This window comes from Streptomyces bottropensis ATCC 25435 (genome assembly GCF_000383595.1).
Classification (GTDB): Bacteria; Actinomycetota; Actinomycetes; order Streptomycetales; family Streptomycetaceae; genus Streptomyces; species Streptomyces bottropensis.
Genome location: NZ_KB911581.1, coordinates 3,638,433 through 3,654,983, shown reverse-complemented (window position 1 = coordinate 3,654,983; position 16,551 = coordinate 3,638,433). Strand labels below are relative to the sequence as shown.

Here is a 16,551-nt window from a genome sequence, read left to right as displayed (position 1 = left end):
GGGAGCCCCTCTCGTCTGTGCCAGGCCGGACCTACGGCCTGCGCGCCGAGGTCACCCGGTACACGTCGTAGACGCCCTCGACACCGCGTACGGCCTTCAGGACGTGGCCCAGGTGCTTCGGGTCGCCCATCTCGAAGGTGAAGCGGGAGGTGGCGACGCGGTCGCGGGAGGTCTGGACGGCGGCGGAGAGGATGTTGACGTGCTGGTCGGACAGGACGCGGGTGACGTCCGACAGCAGCCTGCTGCGGTCCAGGGCCTCGACCTGTATGGCCACGAGGAAGACCGAGGACTGGGTGGGCGCCCACTCGACCTCGAGGATCCGCTCGGGCTCACGTGAGAGCGACTCGATGTTGACGCAGTCGTTGCGGTGGACCGATACGCCGCTGCCGCGGGTGACGAAGCCGATGATGGGGTCGCCGGGGACGGGGGTGCAACAGCGGGCGAGCTTGACCCAGACGTCGTCGACGCCCTTGACCACGACACCGGGGTCGTTGCTGCCGCGGCGCTTGCGGCTGCGGCCGTGGGTGGGCGGTACGGACTCGTCGATCTCCTCGGTGGCCGCCTCCTCGCCGCCGAGCGCCTGGACGAGCTTCTGCACGACGCTCTGCGCGGAGACATGGCCCTCGCCGATGGCCGCGTAGAGGGCGGAGATGTCCGGGTAGCGCATCTCATGGGCGAGGGTGACGAGCGAGTCGCCGGTGAGGATGCGCTGGATCGGCAGGTTCTGCTTGCGCATGGCGCGGACGATGGCGTCCTTGCCCTGCTCGATCGCCTCGTCGCGCCGCTCCTTGGAGAACCAGCCGCGGATCTTGTTGCGGGCCCTCGGGGACTTGACGAAGTTCAGCCAGTCCCGGGACGGTCCGGCTCCGGCCGCCTTGGACGTGAAGACCTCCACGAGGTCGCCGTTGTCCAGGGTCGATTCCAGCGGGACGAGACGTCCGTTGACGCGGGCCCCTATGGTGCGATGGCCCACCTCGGTGTGCACCGCGTACGAGAAGTCCACCGGTGTCGCGCCGGCCGGCAGCGCTATCACGTCGCCCTTGGGCGTGAAGACGAAGACCTCGTTGCGGGACAGGTCGAAGCGCAGGGACTCCAGGAACTCGCCGGGGTCCTCGGTCTCCTTCTGCCAGTCGAGGAGCTGGCGCAGCCACGCCATGTCGTTGAGGTGGTCGTCCTTGCCGGTGGTCCTCGGCTGGTCCGACCGCACCTTGGAGGCGCCGGCGACCGCCTCCTGCTTGTACTTCCAGTGCGCGGCGATGCCGTACTCGGCGCGGCGGTGCATGTCGAACGTCCGGATCTGGAGTTCGACGGGCTTGCCGTTGGGTCCGATGACCGTCGTGTGCAGCGACTGGTACATGTTGAACTTGGGCATCGCGATGTAGTCCTTGAACCGCCCCGGAACCGGGTTCCAGCGGGCGTGGACGGTGCCCAGGGCCGCATAGCAGTCGCGGACCGTGTCCACCAGGACGCGGATGCCGACCAGGTCGTAGATCTCCGCGAAGTCGCGACCGCGGACGATCATCTTCTGGTAGACGCTGTAGTAGTGCTTGGGGCGGCCGGTGACGGTCGCCTTGATGCGGGCGGCCCGAAGGTCCTGCTGGACCTCGTCGGTCACTATGGCCAGGTACTCGTCGCGCTTCGGTGCCCGCTCGGCCACCAGGCGGACGATCTCGTCGTACATCTTGGGGTAGAGGATCGCGAAGGCGAGGTCCTCCAGCTCCCACTTGATGGTGTTCATGCCCAGGCGGTGGGCGAGGGGCGCGTAGATCTCCAGCGTCTCGCGCGCCTTCTTCTCCTGCTTCTCGCGCTTGAGGTAGCGCATGGTGCGCATGTTGTGCAGGCGGTCGGCGAGCTTGATGACCAGGACGCGTGGGTCCTTGGCCATGGCCACGACCATCTTGCGCACGGTCTCGGCCTGTGCGGCCTCGCCGAACTTGACCTTGTCCAGCTTGGTGACGCCGTCGACGAGGAGGCCGACGGAGTCGCCGAAGTCGCGGCGGAGCTGGTCGAGGCCGTACTCGGTGTCCTCGACCGTGTCGTGCAGCAGACCGGCCATCAGGGTGGCCGGATCCATACCCAGCTCGGCGAGGATCGTGGTCACCGCGAGGGGGTGCGTGATGTACGGGTCGCCGCTCTTGCGCTTCTGGCCGCGGTGCCAGCGCTCGGCGACCTGGTAGGCCTTCTCGATCTGGCGCAGCGTCGCCGTCTCGATCTTCGGGTCGTTGCCGCGCACGATCCGCAGCAGCGGCTCCAGGACCGGGTTGTAGGGGTTGGAGCGCTGCACGCCGAGGCGGGCGAGGCGGGCGCGCACGCGGTTGGAGGAGCCGGAGCGCGCGGGCTGGCCCGTGGCCGCGGGGCGGGGTGCGGGGGCCGGGGCGGGGCTGTCGGCCGGGTCCGGCTTGGGGCGCGAGGAGTCGGCGGCCTTGTCGGCGGGCGCGGACTGGGCGTGCTCGACCGGGCTCTGCGCGGACTGTGCCGTCGCGGGGTTCGCGGGCTTGGTCGTGTCCTGCGCGGGCTTGGCCGCGGGGCCCGAGGCGGACTCGGGCTTGGCGGCGGTCAGGTGCTGGGCCTCGTCTGCCAAGAGGACTCCTCGTGCGCGATCCGGGTCCCCCGGTCAGGCTCCGGAGCACCCATGGTAGCTATCCCGCGTCCCGGGATCGCCTTCAGGCCATCGAGAGGGCTGTGTACTGGTGAAACACCAGAGGCGGGCCCCTGATTCCTCGGGGGCCCGCCTCGGTGCGATGCCAGGGTCGTCACGGGTACCGGTCGGGCCCGACGGGCCCGGTGGTGACGACCGTGTCACCCTGCACCCCCGCCGCTCATGCGACGGTGTCGTCCTCCTTGCAGTTCTTCGGCGCGAACCCGGCCTTGGTGTTGCAGGCCTTGAGGGTCACCCGGGTCCCCTCCGTGAGGTTGCCGGTCACCCAGTCGCTGCAGTAGTCCGACGGGTTGCCGGCGGTCGTGGAGGTGCGGTCCCAGGTGCCGTTGCGGTTGACGTCCAGCCAGACCGTCACGCCCCACCGGTCCGCGGTGAAGTCACAGGCGCGGATGGCGTCGCCGGGAACGTCCTGGCTGCTGCCGGGGTGGTCCACCGGGTCCTGGTTGAAGTTGCCCCAGTCCTGGAAGTTGTTGATCTGCACGGCCAGGAGCAGCCCCGTGCCCGCCTGTGCGGGGCTCGCCGCGGCACCGACGAAGGTGGCGGCGGCGATGGCGGTGATGATCGGCAGAGTGCGCAGACGCATGAAAATCCCCCTGTGTTCCGTGTGTTCCGTGGCCACCAGTCCGTCGGGGGAACACGAAGGCACGCCTCGGCGAGGCGCACTTCGCATGGTCGGCCGTTCCCCCTGCGCCCGGACCAGAGGTCAAGTGGTCGATGTGGCGCATGATCATCTGACCCTAATGACCAGCGCATGTCAACCTAGACCGGAAGTGATCTCGGTCGGCGGCCGGGCCCGCGCCGCGCGGGGAGGGGGAGGGAGAAAGGCGAACGGTGCCTCCCGCCGTGCGCCGCGATCGGCGCTCGGTGGGAGGCACCGTGGACACGCTCTCGAACCCGTTCGGATCCAGCCGGTCAGGATCGGCCCCTGAGGATCGACCCCGTTCACACAAATCCGGTCAGACCCGGATCAGCGACTCCAGTGGGGCGCCGTCCAGTACGGCCTCCAGCCGTTGCCGGCCCGCCAGGAAGGACAGCTCCATCAGCACCGCCACGCCCGCGACCTCTGCGCCCGCCCGCCGGATGAGCTGCAGGGACGCCTCGGCCGTGCCGCCGGTCGCGAGGACGTCGTCGATGACCATCACACGGTCGCCCTCGATCAGGTCCTCGGCGTGCACCTCGATCTCGGCGGAGCCGTACTCCAGGTCGTACGCCTGGCTGAGCGTGGCCCCGGGGAGCTTGCCGGCCTTGCGTACGGGGATGAAGCCGACGCCCGCGCGGACCGCGGCCGGGGCGCCCAGGATGAAGCCCCGGGCCTCCAGGCCGACGATCTTCGTGGCGCCGTGCCGGACGGTCAGCTCCGCCAGCGCGTCCGTCAGCGCGGTGAACGCCGCCGGGTCGGCGAGCAGCGGGGTGATGTCCTTGAACATCACCCCCGGCTCGGGGTGGTCGGCGACGTCACGGATACGGCTGAGCAGCAGCTCCTTGATATCGGTCATCGCCGCTTGCCGCCCCGGCCGCGACTGCGGCCACCGGACTGGGTGCGCGGCCCGACCACCGCGGGGGTGGCCTCAGCCGGCTCGTCGTCGTACGGGCCGTCGTCCGCCGGCTCCGGGCCCTCGTGCCCGGCCTGGGCCCGCTTGGCGAGGACGCGCTTCTTGAGGGCCTTCAGCTGCGGCTCGCGCTCCTTGAGGTCGGCGACGAGCGGCGTGGCGATGAAGATCGACGAGTACGCGCCGGCCGCGAGGCCGACGAACAGGGACAGCGAGATGTCGTTGAGCATGCCCGCGCCGAGGACACCGCCACCGATGAACAGCAGACCGGCGACCGGCAGCAGCGCGACCACCGTGGTGTTGATCGACCGCACCAGGGTGCTGTTGATCGAACGGTTGGCGATCTCGGCGTACGTCCAGCGGGTCTGCTTGGTGATGTCCTTGGTCTGCTCCTTGAGGCTGTCGAAGACGACGACCGTGTCGTAGAGCGAGTAGCCGAGGATCGTGAGCAGACCGATCACCGTGCCCGGCGTCACCTCGAAGCCGACGAGGGCGTAGATGCCGATCGTGATGGTGATGTCGTGGATCAGGGCGACGAACGCGGCGATGGCCATCCGCAACTCGAACGCGATCGCCAGGTAGATCACCACGAGGACCAGGAAGATCGCGAGGCCCTGCCAGGCCTTGGTGGCGATCTGCTCACCCCAACTGGGGCCGACCAGGTCGGCGTTGATCGTGTCCGCGTCGACCTTGAGGTCCTTGGCGAGTTCCTTCTGGACCTCGTCGGACTTGGCCGTGTCCACACCGGAGATCTGGATGCGCAGGGTGTCGTTGCCGAGCTTCTGCACGATCGCGTCGTGGCCGGAGGCCTTCTCCGCGTACTCCTCGGCCTGGGTGACCGAGACGCTCGTCCGCTCCGTGGTGAAGACGGCGCCGCCCTGGAATTCGATGCCCATGCTCAGGCCGCGCACCGCCAGGCCGAGGATGGCCGTGATGGTGATCAGGATCGAGACGCCGTACCAGATCTTGCGGTTGCCGACGAAGTCGTAACCGACCTCGCCGCGGTGGAGTCGGGCTCCGAGGTCACCGAGCTTCGACATCTCAGGCCTCCTTCGGGTCGGCGGGGACGGCGGGACGGCGGGTGCGGCGCAGCGGCGGCCGGGCTCCCAGGCGCTTGGGGTCGAGACCGGACCAGCTGTGTCCGTTACCGAAGAACTTGGTGCGGGCCAGCAGCGTCAGGAGCGGCTTCGTGAAGAAGAAGACGACCACGACGTCGAGCACGGTCGTCAGACCGAGCGTGAACGCGAAGCCCTGGACCTTTCCGACGGTGACGACGAAGAGCACCGCGGCGGAGAGGAACGACACGAAGTCGGAGACCAGGATGGTGCGCCGGGCGCGCGGCCAGGCCCGCTCGACGGCGGGGCGCAGCGTGCGGCCCTCGCGGATCTCGTCCCGTACGCGTTCGAAGTACACGATGAACGAGTCCGCCGTGATGCCGATCGCGACGATCGCGCCGCAGACCGCCGGGAGGTTCAGCGCGAAGCCGATGGCCGGACCGAGCAGTGCCATGAGCACGTAGGTCAGGGCCGCCGACATCAGCAGCGAGGCGATGGCGATCAGCGACAGGCCGCGGTAGTAGACGATCAGGTAGATCATGACCAGGGCCAGACCGATCGCACCGGCGATCAGACCGGCCTGCAGCTGGTCACCGCCGAGCGCGGGGCTGACGGTGGTGACACTCGCCGTCTTGAAGGTGAGCGGGAGGGCACCGTACGACAGCATGTTGGCGAGGTTCTGGGCCTCCTCCTGCGTGAAGCTGCCGGAGATCTCGGCGTTGCCGCCGGTGACCGCCGCGCGCACGTAGGGGTGGGAGACGACCTCGTCGTCCAGGACGATCGCGAACTCGTTCTGCGGAGAGGTCTGGGTCGCCAGCTGGCCGGTGATGTCGGCGAACTTCTTCGCTCCCTTGGAGTTGAAGTCCATGACGACCTGCCAGCCGGTGCCGCTCTGCGTGTCGAGCAGCGCCTGGGCCTTGTCGACCTCGGTGCCGTCGACCCCGACCGGGCCGAGCACGAACTTGCTCCAGGCGCCGTTGTCCTGGCCGCAGGCCACGACGACGTCGGTGCTCTTGCCCTTGCCGGCCTTGGCACGCTGCTTGGGATCGCTGCAGTCCAGGGCGGCGAACTTGGCCTGGAGCGCCTGGGTCTCCGGGTCGACGCTCGGGCTCGCCGGCGGCGAGGCGCTGCCGGTGGCCTTGGCGGACGCGGACCCGCTGCCCGAGGGCGTGGGGTCGGCCTTCAGCGCGTCGGTGACCGCGCGGCCCTGGGACGTGGCGGAGGACGACGGGCTGGCGGAGTCACCGGCCCCGGGCTCGGTGGCCTCGTCCTTGCCGTCGGAGCCCGACGGGCTGGGCGATCCGCTGCTCTTGCCGCTGGGGCTCGCCGAGGTGCTCGGCTCCTGGGTCGCGCCGGTGCCGACCTGGCTCTGCAGGACCGGACGGAAGTACAGCTTCGCGGTGGTGCCGACCTGGTCCCGGGCCTCCTCGGAGTTCGTGCCCTTGGGAATGTTGACGATGATGTTGCGATCGCCCTGGGTCTGGACCTCGGCCTCGGAGACACCCAGACCATTGACACGGCGGTTCATGATCTCGACCGCGGTGTCCATGTTGGTCTTGTTGATCGCCGATTCCTGGCCGCTCCTCGCCTCGAGCGTGATGCTCGTACCACCGGCGAGGTCGATGCCGAGACGCGGAGTGGTGTGTCCGGAGGCGAACATTCCCCCGGTGAGCGCCACAAGGGCGATCAGGATGAGGGCCAGCGCGCGCCCAGGCTTGCTCTGGGCACTCGCGCTCCGGCCCTTCTTCGGTGCTGCCACCTTCTCGTACTCCCTCTCGGGCCGCCGGGCGGGGTCAGCGCGGGGGCGGCCATGACTGGTGTCGGGAATCCGGGCGAAAACGGCACGTTCCCGGGGCGCGGGCGGTTCTCGCTCGCACTCCCGGGACGTGACTACTTCGCGTCGGACTCGCCGTCGGTCTTCTTCGGCTCTGCTTCGACGGACTTGGTGTCGTCGTCCTTCGCCTCGGCGGTCTCGTCGGTCGCGTCGTCGGACGCGTCCTTCTTGCCGAGGTCGATGGGCTTGTCGTCGGAAGCGGCGGAAGCGTCGTCGGAGGGCTCGTCGGTCTCGGTGAGGGCGGAGGCGTCGTCGGGGACGACATCGGACTTCAGGTCGTGCTCGATGCCGTGGACGATCCGGTTGTACTCCTCGTCGCTGAGGACGGCACCGATGGCGTTCTTAGCGAACAGCAGCTCGACGCCCGGCCCGGCGTCGAGGAGGAGAGTGTCCTCGCTGACCTCCTTGACGGTCGCGTACATGCCCCCGATCGTGCGGACGCCGGAACCGGGCTGCAACTGGTTCCGCATGTCGACGGCCTGCTGCTGCTTCTTCTTGGCCGATCGGGTCATCAGGATCATGGCCCCGATGAGCACGATGAACGGGAGGAGGGTCACGAGACTCACGGGTCGGAACTTCCTTCACACGACCGCGATGGCGAGCGGCCTGATGGTTGGGGGTATGTGCGCTGCCGACAGGGGCGGCATCGGCGGAGTCTAAGCGAGTCCGCCGTGATGGAACAACGCACAGCATGTCACCGGGGTTCCATGCCGGGCGAGTACCGCGCCGTCACGAGAGGGTCACGCCCCGAACAGGTCCTGTTGTCCGTTTCCGCCGGTCGTGCCGCGTGGCGGGGTGAGTCCGAGGTGGGCCCAGGCGGCGGGGGTCGCCACCCGGCCGCGGGGGGTCCGGGCGAGCAGTCCCTCGCGGACGAGGAAGGGCTCGGCGACCTCCTCGACGGTCTCGCGCTCCTCCCCCACGGCGACGGCGAGGGTGGACAGGCCGACGGGTCCGCCGCCGAACAGCTTGAGCAGGGCTTCGAGGACTCCCCGGTCGAGGCGGTCGAGGCCGCGGCCGTCCACCTCGTAGACGGCGAGGGCGGCCCCGGCGATGTCGCGCGTGATGAAGCCGTCCGCCTTGACCTGCGCGTAGTCCCGGACGCGGCGCAGCAGGCGGTTGGCGATACGGGGGGTGCCGCGCGAGCGGCCCGCGATCTCCGCGGCACCGGCCGGGTCGATCTCGACGTCGAGGAGGCTCGCCGAGCGGTGGATGACCCGCTCCAGCTCGGCGGGCTCGTAGAACTCCATGTGCGCGGTGAAGCCGAAGCGGTCGCGCAGCGGGGGCGGCAGCAGCCCCGCGCGCGTGGTGGCGCCGACCAGGGTGAAGGGCGGCAGTTCGAGGGGGATCGCGGTGGCACCGGGGCCCTTGCCGACGATCACGTCGACGCGGAAGTCCTCCATCGCCATGTACAGCATCTCCTCGGCGGGCCGGGACATGCGGTGGATCTCGTCGAGGAAGAGGACCTCGCCCTCCTGCAGGGAGGAGAGGATCGCGGCGAGGTCGCCGGCGTGCTGGATGGCGGGGCCGGAGGTGATCCGGATGGGGGCGCCCATCTCGGCCGCGATGATCATCGAGAGGGTGGTCTTGCCGAGGCCGGGGGCGCCGGAGAGCAGCACGTGGTCGGCGGTGGCCCCGCGCGCGCGTGCGGCACGCAGGACGAGGTCGAGCTGTTCACGGACCTTCTCCTGACCGATGAACTCGTCCAGGTCCTTGGGGCGCAGGGCGGCCTCGACGGCCTGGTCCTCACGGTCGGCGACAGAGCCCACCAGCCGCTCGGCGGCGGTGTCGTCGGTCGTGTCGTCCCAGTTCATTGCGTGTGCCTCGCGGTCGCGGTCGAAGGGAGCGGGTGGGCCGTACCGGTCGTGCGGGACGGGTACGGGGCCTCGAACATGCCGGTCAGCGCGCTCTGTTGAGGGTCTGGAGTGCGGCCTTCAGCAACTGGCCGACCTGGGGCGTGCCTTCGGCGGCCTCGGCCTGGGGGGCGACGGCCGCCACGGCCTCGTCGGCCTCGCGGGTGGCGTACCCGAGGCCGATCAGGGCGGCGTGCAACTGGTCGCGCCAGCCCTGGGTGACCGGGGCGCCGATCGCGGGGGCGCCGACGGGCTCGCCGAGGCGGTCCTTCAGTTCGAGCAGCAGCTTCTGGGCGCCCTTCCTGCCGATGCCGGGGACGGCGATCAGCGCCTTCTCGTCACCGGTGGCCACGGCCCGGCGCAGTGCGTCGGGGGCGTGCACCCCGAGCATCGCCTGGGCCAGGCGCGGGCCGACCCCGCTCGCGGTCTGCAGCAGCTGGAAGACCTGGCGTTCGTCGTCGTCCACGAAGCCGTACAGGGTGAGCGAGTCCTCCCGTACGACGAGGGAGGTGGCGAGCTTGGCCGGCTGACCGAGCCGCAGGGTGGACAGGGTGTTCGGCGTGCACTGCAGGGCCATGCCGACCCCGCCCACCTCGATCACGGCTGTGTCGGGGGCGAGTGCGGCGACCGTGCCGCTGACGAAGGCGATCATGCCGTACGGCCTTTCAGTGCGTTCGGTGCCGCCTTTGCCGCACGCGGCGGATTCGACGCGCTCGGCGTCCTGGTCGCGTGCAGGGCGACGGCCTGCTGGAGGCGGTTGTGTGCGGGGGCCCGCCAGATGTGGCAGATGGCGAGGGCGAGGGCGTCGGCCGCGTCCGCGGGCTTCGGGGGTGCGTCGAGCCGGAGGAGGCGGGTGACCATGGCCCCGACCTGGGCCTTGTCGGCGCGGCCACTGCCGGTGACGGCGGCCTTGACCTCGCTCGGGGTGTGCAGGGCGACGGGGATGCCGCGGCGGGCGGCGCAGAGCATGGCGACGGCGCTGGCCTGGGCGGTGCCCATGACCGTGCGCACGTTGTGCTGGCTGAACACCCTTTCCACGGCGACGCATTCGGGGCGGTGCTCGTCGAGCCACTGCTCGATGCCCTGCTCGATCGCGACGAGGCGGTGCCCCAACTCCGCGTCCGCGGGCGTACGGACGACACCGACGCCGAGCATGGTGAGCGGCCGTCCGGCGACGCCTTCCACGACCCCGACACCGCAACGGGTCAGCCCCGGGTCCACCCCCAGTACGCGCACGCGCCCCTCCCATCGACCACCTGTTTGTGCAGGCTATCGGGTGCCACTGACAACGGCCGACAGCGCGACGGGCCGACGGGGTATGTCCCGTCGGCCCGTCGAAGCCCTGTGGCCCCGGAGTTCGTCCGGCTCCTGGCGGAGACCTACGCGTCGACCTTGGCCATGACGTCGTCGCTCACGTCGAAGTTGGCGAACACGTTCTGCACGTCGTCGCTGTCCTCCAGGGCGTCGATCAGCTTGAAGATCTTCCTGGCGCCCTCCTCGTCCAGCTCGACCTGCATGGTCGGGACGAAGTTGGCCTCGGCGGAGTCGTAGTCGATCCCGGCTTCCTGGAGGGAGGTGCGGACCGCGACCATGTCGGTGGCCTCGCTGAGCACCTCGAACGCCTCGCCCAGGTCGTTGACCTCCTCGGCGCCCGCGTCGAGCACGACCTCCAGGACGTCGTCCTCGGACAGCTCGCCCTTGGGGACGATGACGACGCCCTTGCGGTTGAAGAGGTACGACACGGAGCCCGGGTCGGCCATCGAGCCGCCGTTGCGGGTCATGGCGACACGGACGTCGGAGGCGGCGCGGTTGCGGTTGTCGGTGAGGCACTCGATGAGCACCGCGACACCGTTCGGTCCGTAGCCCTCGTACATGATCGTCTCGTAGTCGGCGCCGCCGGCCTCGAGGCCGCCACCGCGCTTGACCGCGGAGTCGATGTTCTTGTTGGGGACCGACTGCTTCTTCGCCTTCTGGATGGCGTCGTACAGAGTCGGGTTGCCCTCGATGTCGACGCCGCCCATCCGGGCCGCGACCTCGATGTTCTTGATCAGCTTCGCGAAGAGCTTGCCGCGCTTGGCATCGATCACGGCCTTCTTGTGCTTCGTCGTAGCCCATTTAGAGTGGCCGGACATCTGCCTGTCTCCTTCGCGTAACCCATCTCTGCAACGAACCCCAGAGATCCTACAAGGACTCCGCCGCCCTGTTCGCGCGCACCATCTCGACGAACAGCGCGTGCAGCCGGTGATCGCCGGTCAGCTCCGGGTGGAACGACGTGGCGAGGGCGTTGCCCTGGCGTACGGCGACGATGTGGCCCTCGTGCTCGGCCAGCACCTCCGTCCGGGCGCCCACGGACTCGACCCAGGGGGCCCGGATGAACACGCCCTCGACGGGGGCGCCCTCGACGCCCCTGACGTCGACCGCCGCCTCGAAGGACTCGTTCTGCCGGCCGAAGGCGTTGCGGCGCACGATCATGTCGATGCCGCCGATCGTCTCCTGGCCGGAGCGCGGGTCGAGGATCTTGTCGGCGAGCATGATCAGTCCGGCGCAGGTGCCGTAGACGGGCAGGCCGTCGCGCACGCGCGCGCGCAGGGGCTCCATCACACCGAAGAGCACGGCCAGCTTGGAGATGGTGGTGGACTCGCCGCCGGGGATGACGAGGCCGTCCACCTCGGCGAGTTCCTCGGGGCGCCGCACCGCCCTGGCCACGGCGTCGGCCGCGGCCAGGGCGACGAGGTGCTCCCGTACGTCGCCCTGGAGGGCCAGGACGCCTATGACGGGGGTGTCGCTCATGGGTGCTTACCAGCCCCGGTTCGCGTAGCGCTCGGCCTCGGGGAGGGTGTCGCAGTTGATGCCGACCATGGCCTCGCCCAGGTTGCGGGAGGCGTCCGCGATGATCTTCGGGTCGTCGTAGAAGGTGGTGGCCTTCACGATGGCGGCGGCGCGCTTGGCCGGGTCGCCGGACTTGAAGATGCCGGAGCCGACGAAGACGCCCTCGGCACCGAGCTGGCGCATCAGCGCGGCGTCGGCGGGGGTCGCCACACCACCGGCGGAGAAGAGGACCACCGGGAGCTTACCCAGCTCGGAGACCTCCTTGACCAGCTCGTAGGGGGCGCGCAGCTCCTTGGCCGCGGCGTACAGCTCGTTGTTGTCGTAGCCGCGCAGGCGGGCGATCTCGTTCTTGATCTGGCGCAGGTGGCGGACGGCCTCGACGACGTTGCCGGTGCCGGCCTCGCCCTTGGAGCGGATCATCGCGGCGCCCTCGGCGATGCGGCGCAGGGCCTCGCCCAGGTTGGTGGCGCCGCAGACGAACGGGGTCGTGAACGCGAACTTGTCGCTGTGGTTGACCTCGTCGGCCGGGGTGAGGACCTCGGACTCGTCGATGTAGTCCACGCCGAGGGACTGCAGGACCTGGGCCTCGACGAAGTGGCCGATGCGGGACTTGGCCATGACCGGGATGGAGACGGCCTCGATGATGCCCTCGATCATGTCCGGGTCGGACATCCGGGCCACGCCGCCGTCCTTGCGGATGTCGGCGGGGACCCGCTCCAGGGCCATGACGGCGACGGCGCCCGCGTCCTCGGCGATCTTGGCCTGCTCGGGGGTGACGACGTCCATGATCACACCGCCCTTGAGCTGCTCGGCCATGCCGCGCTTCACGCGGGCGGTGCCGGTCTCGGGGGTCTGGGCGGAGGGGGAGAGGGTGCTGGACACGGGTTTGACCTCGCTCGGGGGAAGCTCGGGGAAGGAGGGTTTCTGCAATCACCGAGGAAACGCGAGGGGAACAGGCCACTGCAAGGGCCAATGGGGAGGCGGTGGCTCATTTTCGGTGGGGACTCGTCCGTCCGAGGGCCGGTGGGGCTTCTCGCGCAGTTCCCCGCGCCGCTGAAATTAGGCGCTGCGGGCCTGGAAGCACGGGGCGCAGCCCCTGCTCTCAGGGGCGAGCGGCTGCGCGAGAAGCCCTCACGCACACGCGCCCGCCGACGAACCCGGCGCCCCCGAGCCATGCAGCGCCCAGAAGTCAGGTCGTGGGCCGGTCGGCCAACGCCGTCGGCGGCTCGTCGTCCATCTCGAAGGCGAGCGGGAACGGGGCGTGCCCGGCGAGCCGGAACCACCGCACCGTGCGATGCCGCCGCAGCGCACGTGCCGCCCGCACCGCGTCGTTGTGGAAACGCCGGGCCATCGGCACCCGGCGCACGGCCTGCGCCAGCTCGTTCGCGGCGTCCTCCCCGCCCGGCGCCGCCCGCACCACCTCCACCTGCTGCGCCTCCGCGAGCACGGCCCGCAACGCCTGGCTCAGCTCGCTCTCGGCGACCTCGCGCTGCTCCTCCTCGGCCTGCCGCGCCGCGTGGGCCGCCTCGTAGAGGACGATCGAGGCGGCCGGGTCCAGCACCCCGGAGGTGGCCAGTTCCTGGGCGACCGACGCCCGGCGCAGCAGTTGCGCGTCGAGCGCGGCGCGGGCGGCGTCGATGCGCGCGTGCAGTCGGTCGAGGCGTCCCGCGGTCCAGCTCAGATAGAGACCGATCGCGAAGAGGACGACAGCGATCCAGATGAGTGTGGAAGTCACGGGCGGCAAGGCTACTACCGGTGCCCATCAACGCCGCATACGAGGTGAAAGCCGCCCGAGGGCCCCCGCGACCGCGGCGTACTCAGTCCCGGGCCAGCCCCAACCGGGCCCGCAGCCCCACCCGTTCGTCCGCCGCCACCGAGGCCGCCCCCTCCGTGACCGTCTCGTAGACGCCGAGGATGTCGGCGCCGACGGTCGACCAGTCGAAACGCCGGACGTGCGCGCTGCCACGGGCGCGGAGTTCGGCGCGCCTGTCCGGGTCGCCGAGCAGGCGTACGGCGGCCGTCGCGAGGGCGTCCGCGTCCTCGTTGGCGAACAGCTCGCCCGCACCGCCCTGGTCGAGGACCTGGGCGAAGGCGTCGAGGTCGGAGGCGAGGACGGGGGCTCCGGCGGACATGGCCTCGACGAGGATGATGCCGAAGCTCTCGCCCCCGGTGTTGGGGGCGACGTAGACGTCGACGCTGCGCAGGAAGCGGGCCTTGTCCTCGTCGCTGACCATCCCGAGGAACTCGACGCGGGAGCGCAGTTCCTTGGGCAGCTTCTCCACCGCCTCCTCCTCGTCCCCGCGCCCGGCGACCAGCAGCCGGGTCCGGGGGCGCTCGGCGAGGATCTTCGGAAGGGCCTTCATCAGCACCGGCAGGCCCTTGCGGGGTTCGTCGATGCGACCGACGAAGCCGAGTGTGTCGCCCTGCCAGTCGGGGTTGGGCTTGGCGCGGGCGAAGAAGTCGACGTCGACGCCGTTCGGGATGACGACCGCGTCGCCGCCCAGGTGTTCGACCAGGGTGCGGCGGGCGTACTCGCTCACGGCGATCCGCGCACTGATCTTCTCCAGCGCGGGCTGCAGGATCGGGTACGCCGCGATCATCGCCCGGGAGCGCGGGTTGGAGGTGTGGAAGGTGGCGACGATCGGTCCCTGGGCCGCCCAGCAGGCCAGCAGGCCGAGCGAGGGGGAGGCAGGCTCATGGATGTGGATCACGTCGAACGTGCCCTCGTGCAGCCAGCGCCGCACCCGCGCCGCCGACAGGAAGCCGAAGTTCAGGCGGGCCACCGAGCCGTTGTACGGCACCGGCACCGCGCGGCCCGCCGAGACGACGTACGGCGGTAGCGGCGTGTCGTCGTCGGCGGGGGCGAGGACCGAGACCTCGTGGCCGAGGCGGATGAGGTGGTCGGCCAGGTCGCGGATGTGGAACTGGACTCCCCCGGGCACGTCCCAGGAGTACGGGCAGACGATCCCGATCTTCACGCGCGTCCCTTCCCGGAACCGCTCTCGACGTCCGGCGCGGCGCCCCGCCCGAGGTCGGTCGCGGGACCCGGCGCGGGATCCGGCGCCGCTCTCCCGGGGCCGTCGGGGCTTTTCGCGGGGTCCAGGTCCGCGAGCCACAAGCGCTGGAGCATGTGCCAGTCCTCCGGGTGGTCGGCGATGCCGGTGGCGAAGGCGTCCGCCAGCGCCTGTGTCATGACAGACGTCTTCTCGGCGCGGGTACCTGTCCCGGGTACCTCGATCGGGGCGTGCACGCGTCCCCGCATCACGGGCGAGTCGTCGTACCAGAGGGTCACCGGCAGCAGCAGCGCGCCGGTCTGCTGGGCGAGGAGGGCCGGTCCGGCGGGCATCCGGGCGGGCTCGCCGAAGAAGTCGACCTCCACGCCGGACGCGGACAGGTCGCGGTCGGCGACCAGGCAGACCACGCCGCCGTCGCGCAGCCGCCGTGCGAGGGCGCCGAAGGCGGAGGCGCCGTTGTGCGGCAGGACCTCCATGCCGAGGCCCTCGCGGTAGGCGACGAAGCGGTCGTAGAGCGTCTCAGGCTTGAGCCGCTCGGCGACGGTCGTGAACGGGATCTTGATCTCGGTGGTGAGCCAGGCGCCGGCGAGGTCCCAGTTGGCCAGGTGCGGCAGCGCGAGGACGACACCCCGGCCGGCGGCGAGGCCGTCGGTGAGGAGGTGCAGGTCCTTGACGGTGACGCCGCTCCCGATGCGCTCCTCGCTCCAGGCGGGGAGACGGAAGGACTCCATCCAGTAGCGCAGATAGGAGCGCATGCCCGCGCGGGACAGCTCGGCGAGGCGTTCGGGGCTCGCGCCCGGCACCACGCGCGCGTAGTTGGCCTCCAGACGGCGTACGAGGGGGCCGCGCCGCTTCCAGGTGGCGTCGGCGATCGTCCGGCCGAGGCGTACGGCGACGGGCTCCGGGAGTTTCTTGACGGTGGCCCAGCCGAGGCCGTAGAGCCCGTCGGTTGCCCGCTCCCGCAGAGCGCTCACGGGGTCGCCTCGCTGTTCCGGGCGCTGTCCGGCGTCTCCTGTGCGGTCGCGGCGGCCGCCTCCGCCTCCGCCTCGGCGGACTCGCGACGGACGGTGACGACGCGCTGGATCAGGGTGACGAGACTGCCGACGGCGACGATCCACAGGGCGATCGGCAGCAGGACGTCGATGCCCGGCACGCCGAACGCGTGCAGACCGGAGAGACCGGCCGCCACCAGCGAGATCACCAGTCGCTCGGCACGCTCCACGAGTCCGTTGACCGCCACCGGCAGGCCGATCGACTCCCCGCGTGCCTTGGTGTAGGACACGACCTGGCCGCTCGCCAGGCAGAAGATCGACACGGCGCACAGCGCGAGGTCGTCGCCCTTGCCCGCGTACCAGAGGGCGAAGCCGCCGAAGATCGCGCCGTCGGCGACCCGGTCGAGCGTGGAGTCGAGGAAGGCGCCCCATCGGCTGGAACGGCCCATCTGACGGGCCATGTTGCCGTCGACGAGGTCCGAGAAGACGAAGAGCGTGATGACGATCGTGCCCCAGAAGAACTCGCCCCGGGGGTAGAAGACCAACGCGCCCGCGATCACTCCGGCGGTTCCGATGAGGGTGACCGTGTCGGGGCTGACCCCCCTGCGGATCAGAAACGCGGCGAACGGTGTGAGGACACGCGTGAAGAATGCACGCGCGTACTTGTTCAGCATGGCCTTCCCGAGGGTCGGTGTCGCCGCGTGGCCCCTGCTGGCCATCCGGCTGGCCCATCGTAGCCACGCGCGCGCGTGTACGACCGTCGGGCAC

General features: G+C 70.5%; 16 protein-coding genes. All 16 read right to left on the bottom strand.

All coding sequences use genetic code 11. The features are described 5' to 3' along the window. Positions 1–31 precede the first annotated feature (31 nt). Positions 32–2,581, bottom strand: coding sequence for a RelA/SpoT family protein (locus tag STRBO_RS0116155; RefSeq protein WP_005485444.1), 2,550 nt, complete (start codon positions 2,579–2,581; stop codon positions 32–34). Between the two features lie 238 nt (positions 2,582–2,819). Beyond that, positions 2,820–3,242: a hypothetical protein gene (locus tag STRBO_RS0116150; protein WP_005485442.1), complete on the bottom strand. Its 423-nt coding sequence runs from the start codon at positions 3,240–3,242 to the stop codon at positions 2,820–2,822. Positions 3,243–3,615: 373 nt separating this feature from the next. Next, positions 3,616–4,155, bottom strand: coding sequence for an adenine phosphoribosyltransferase (locus STRBO_RS0116145; protein ID WP_005485441.1), 540 nt, complete (start codon positions 4,153–4,155; stop codon positions 3,616–3,618). Further along, complete coding sequence (gene secF / locus STRBO_RS0116140) at positions 4,152–5,249, bottom strand: protein translocase subunit SecF (RefSeq protein ID WP_005485440.1); 1,098 nt, start codon at positions 5,247–5,249, stop codon at positions 4,152–4,154. Before secF ends, STRBO_RS0116145 begins: the two co-directional genes overlap by 4 nt. Position 5,250: 1 nt before the next feature. Next, positions 5,251–7,023: a protein translocase subunit SecD gene (secD, locus tag STRBO_RS0116135; protein ID WP_005485438.1), complete on the bottom strand. Its 1,773-nt coding sequence runs from the start codon at positions 7,021–7,023 to the stop codon at positions 5,251–5,253. A gap of 131 nt (positions 7,024–7,154) precedes the next feature. Continuing rightward, entirely contained in the window at positions 7,155–7,664 is a 510-nt protein-coding gene (yajC, locus tag STRBO_RS0116130; RefSeq protein WP_020114451.1) for a preprotein translocase subunit YajC, read from the bottom strand. Between the two features lie 174 nt (positions 7,665–7,838). Then, positions 7,839–8,909 carry a Holliday junction branch migration DNA helicase RuvB gene (ruvB, locus tag STRBO_RS0116125; protein ID WP_005485433.1) on the bottom strand — a complete coding sequence of 357 codons (1,071 nt, stop codon included), beginning with the start codon at positions 8,907–8,909 and terminating at the stop codon, positions 7,839–7,841. Positions 8,910–8,994: 85 nt separating this feature from the next. After that, the gene (ruvA, locus tag STRBO_RS0116120) at positions 8,995–9,600 is read right to left on the bottom strand and encodes a Holliday junction branch migration protein RuvA (RefSeq protein WP_005485431.1); all 606 of its coding nucleotides are present in this window, start codon (positions 9,598–9,600) and stop codon (positions 8,995–8,997) included. Continuing rightward, on the bottom strand, positions 9,597–10,184 hold the full coding sequence (gene ruvC / locus STRBO_RS0116115) for a crossover junction endodeoxyribonuclease RuvC (RefSeq protein ID WP_005485430.1): 588 nt from the start codon (positions 10,182–10,184) through the stop codon (positions 9,597–9,599). The genes ruvA and ruvC overlap by 4 nt, the downstream gene beginning before the upstream one ends. Before the next feature lie 143 nt (positions 10,185–10,327). Then, on the bottom strand, positions 10,328–11,080 hold the full coding sequence (locus tag STRBO_RS0116110) for a YebC/PmpR family DNA-binding transcriptional regulator (RefSeq protein WP_013005004.1): 753 nt from the start codon (positions 11,078–11,080) through the stop codon (positions 10,328–10,330). Between the two features lie 49 nt (positions 11,081–11,129). Beyond that, positions 11,130–11,738: a pyridoxal 5'-phosphate synthase glutaminase subunit PdxT gene (gene pdxT / locus STRBO_RS0116105; RefSeq protein ID WP_005485426.1), complete on the bottom strand. Its 609-nt coding sequence runs from the start codon at positions 11,736–11,738 to the stop codon at positions 11,130–11,132. 6 nt (positions 11,739–11,744) lie between these two features. Further along, entirely contained in the window at positions 11,745–12,659 is a 915-nt protein-coding gene (gene pdxS, locus STRBO_RS0116100; RefSeq protein WP_005485424.1) for a pyridoxal 5'-phosphate synthase lyase subunit PdxS, read from the bottom strand. A gap of 307 nt (positions 12,660–12,966) precedes the next feature. After that, on the bottom strand, positions 12,967–13,512 hold the full coding sequence (locus tag STRBO_RS0116095; protein ID WP_005485423.1) for a LemA family protein: 546 nt from the start codon (positions 13,510–13,512) through the stop codon (positions 12,967–12,969). Positions 13,513–13,594: 82 nt separating this feature from the next. Next, positions 13,595–14,755: a glycosyltransferase family 4 protein gene (locus STRBO_RS0116090; protein ID WP_005485421.1), complete on the bottom strand. Its 1,161-nt coding sequence runs from the start codon at positions 14,753–14,755 to the stop codon at positions 13,595–13,597. Next, positions 14,752–15,765, bottom strand: coding sequence for a phosphatidylinositol mannoside acyltransferase (locus tag STRBO_RS0116085; RefSeq protein WP_005485420.1), 1,014 nt, complete (start codon positions 15,763–15,765; stop codon positions 14,752–14,754). Before STRBO_RS0116085 ends, STRBO_RS0116090 begins: the two co-directional genes overlap by 4 nt. Next, a complete protein-coding gene (gene pgsA, locus STRBO_RS0116080; protein ID WP_020665557.1) occupies positions 15,762–16,502 on the bottom strand; it encodes a phosphatidylinositol phosphate synthase in 741 nt (246 codons plus the stop codon). The genes STRBO_RS0116085 and pgsA overlap by 4 nt, the downstream gene beginning before the upstream one ends. Positions 16,503–16,551: the final 49 nt, after the last annotated feature.

Bases quoted from the DNA above. Each gene is read 5' to 3' on its own strand.
- STRBO_RS0116150 (WP_005485442.1), bottom strand. From the start codon at position 3,242: ATGCGTCTGCGCACTCTGCCGATCATCACCGCCATCGCCGCCGCCACC.
- STRBO_RS0116145 (WP_005485441.1), bottom strand. From the start codon at position 4,155: ATGACCGATATCAAGGAGCTGCTGCTCAGCCGTATCCGTGACGTCGCC.
- secF (WP_005485440.1), bottom strand. From the start codon at position 5,249: ATGTCGAAGCTCGGTGACCTCGGAGCCCGACTCCACCGCGGCGAGGTC.
- ruvB (WP_005485433.1), bottom strand. From the start codon at position 8,909: ATGAACTGGGACGACACGACCGACGACACCGCCGCCGAGCGGCTGGTG.
- ruvA (WP_005485431.1), bottom strand. From the start codon at position 9,600: ATGATCGCCTTCGTCAGCGGCACGGTCGCCGCACTCGCCCCCGACACA.
- STRBO_RS0116110 (WP_013005004.1), bottom strand. From the start codon at position 11,080: ATGTCCGGCCACTCTAAATGGGCTACGACGAAGCACAAGAAGGCCGTG.
- pdxT (WP_005485426.1), bottom strand. From the start codon at position 11,738: ATGAGCGACACCCCCGTCATAGGCGTCCTGGCCCTCCAGGGCGACGTA.
- pgsA (WP_020665557.1), bottom strand. From the start codon at position 16,502: ATGGCCAGCAGGGGCCACGCGGCGACACCGACCCTCGGGAAGGCCATG.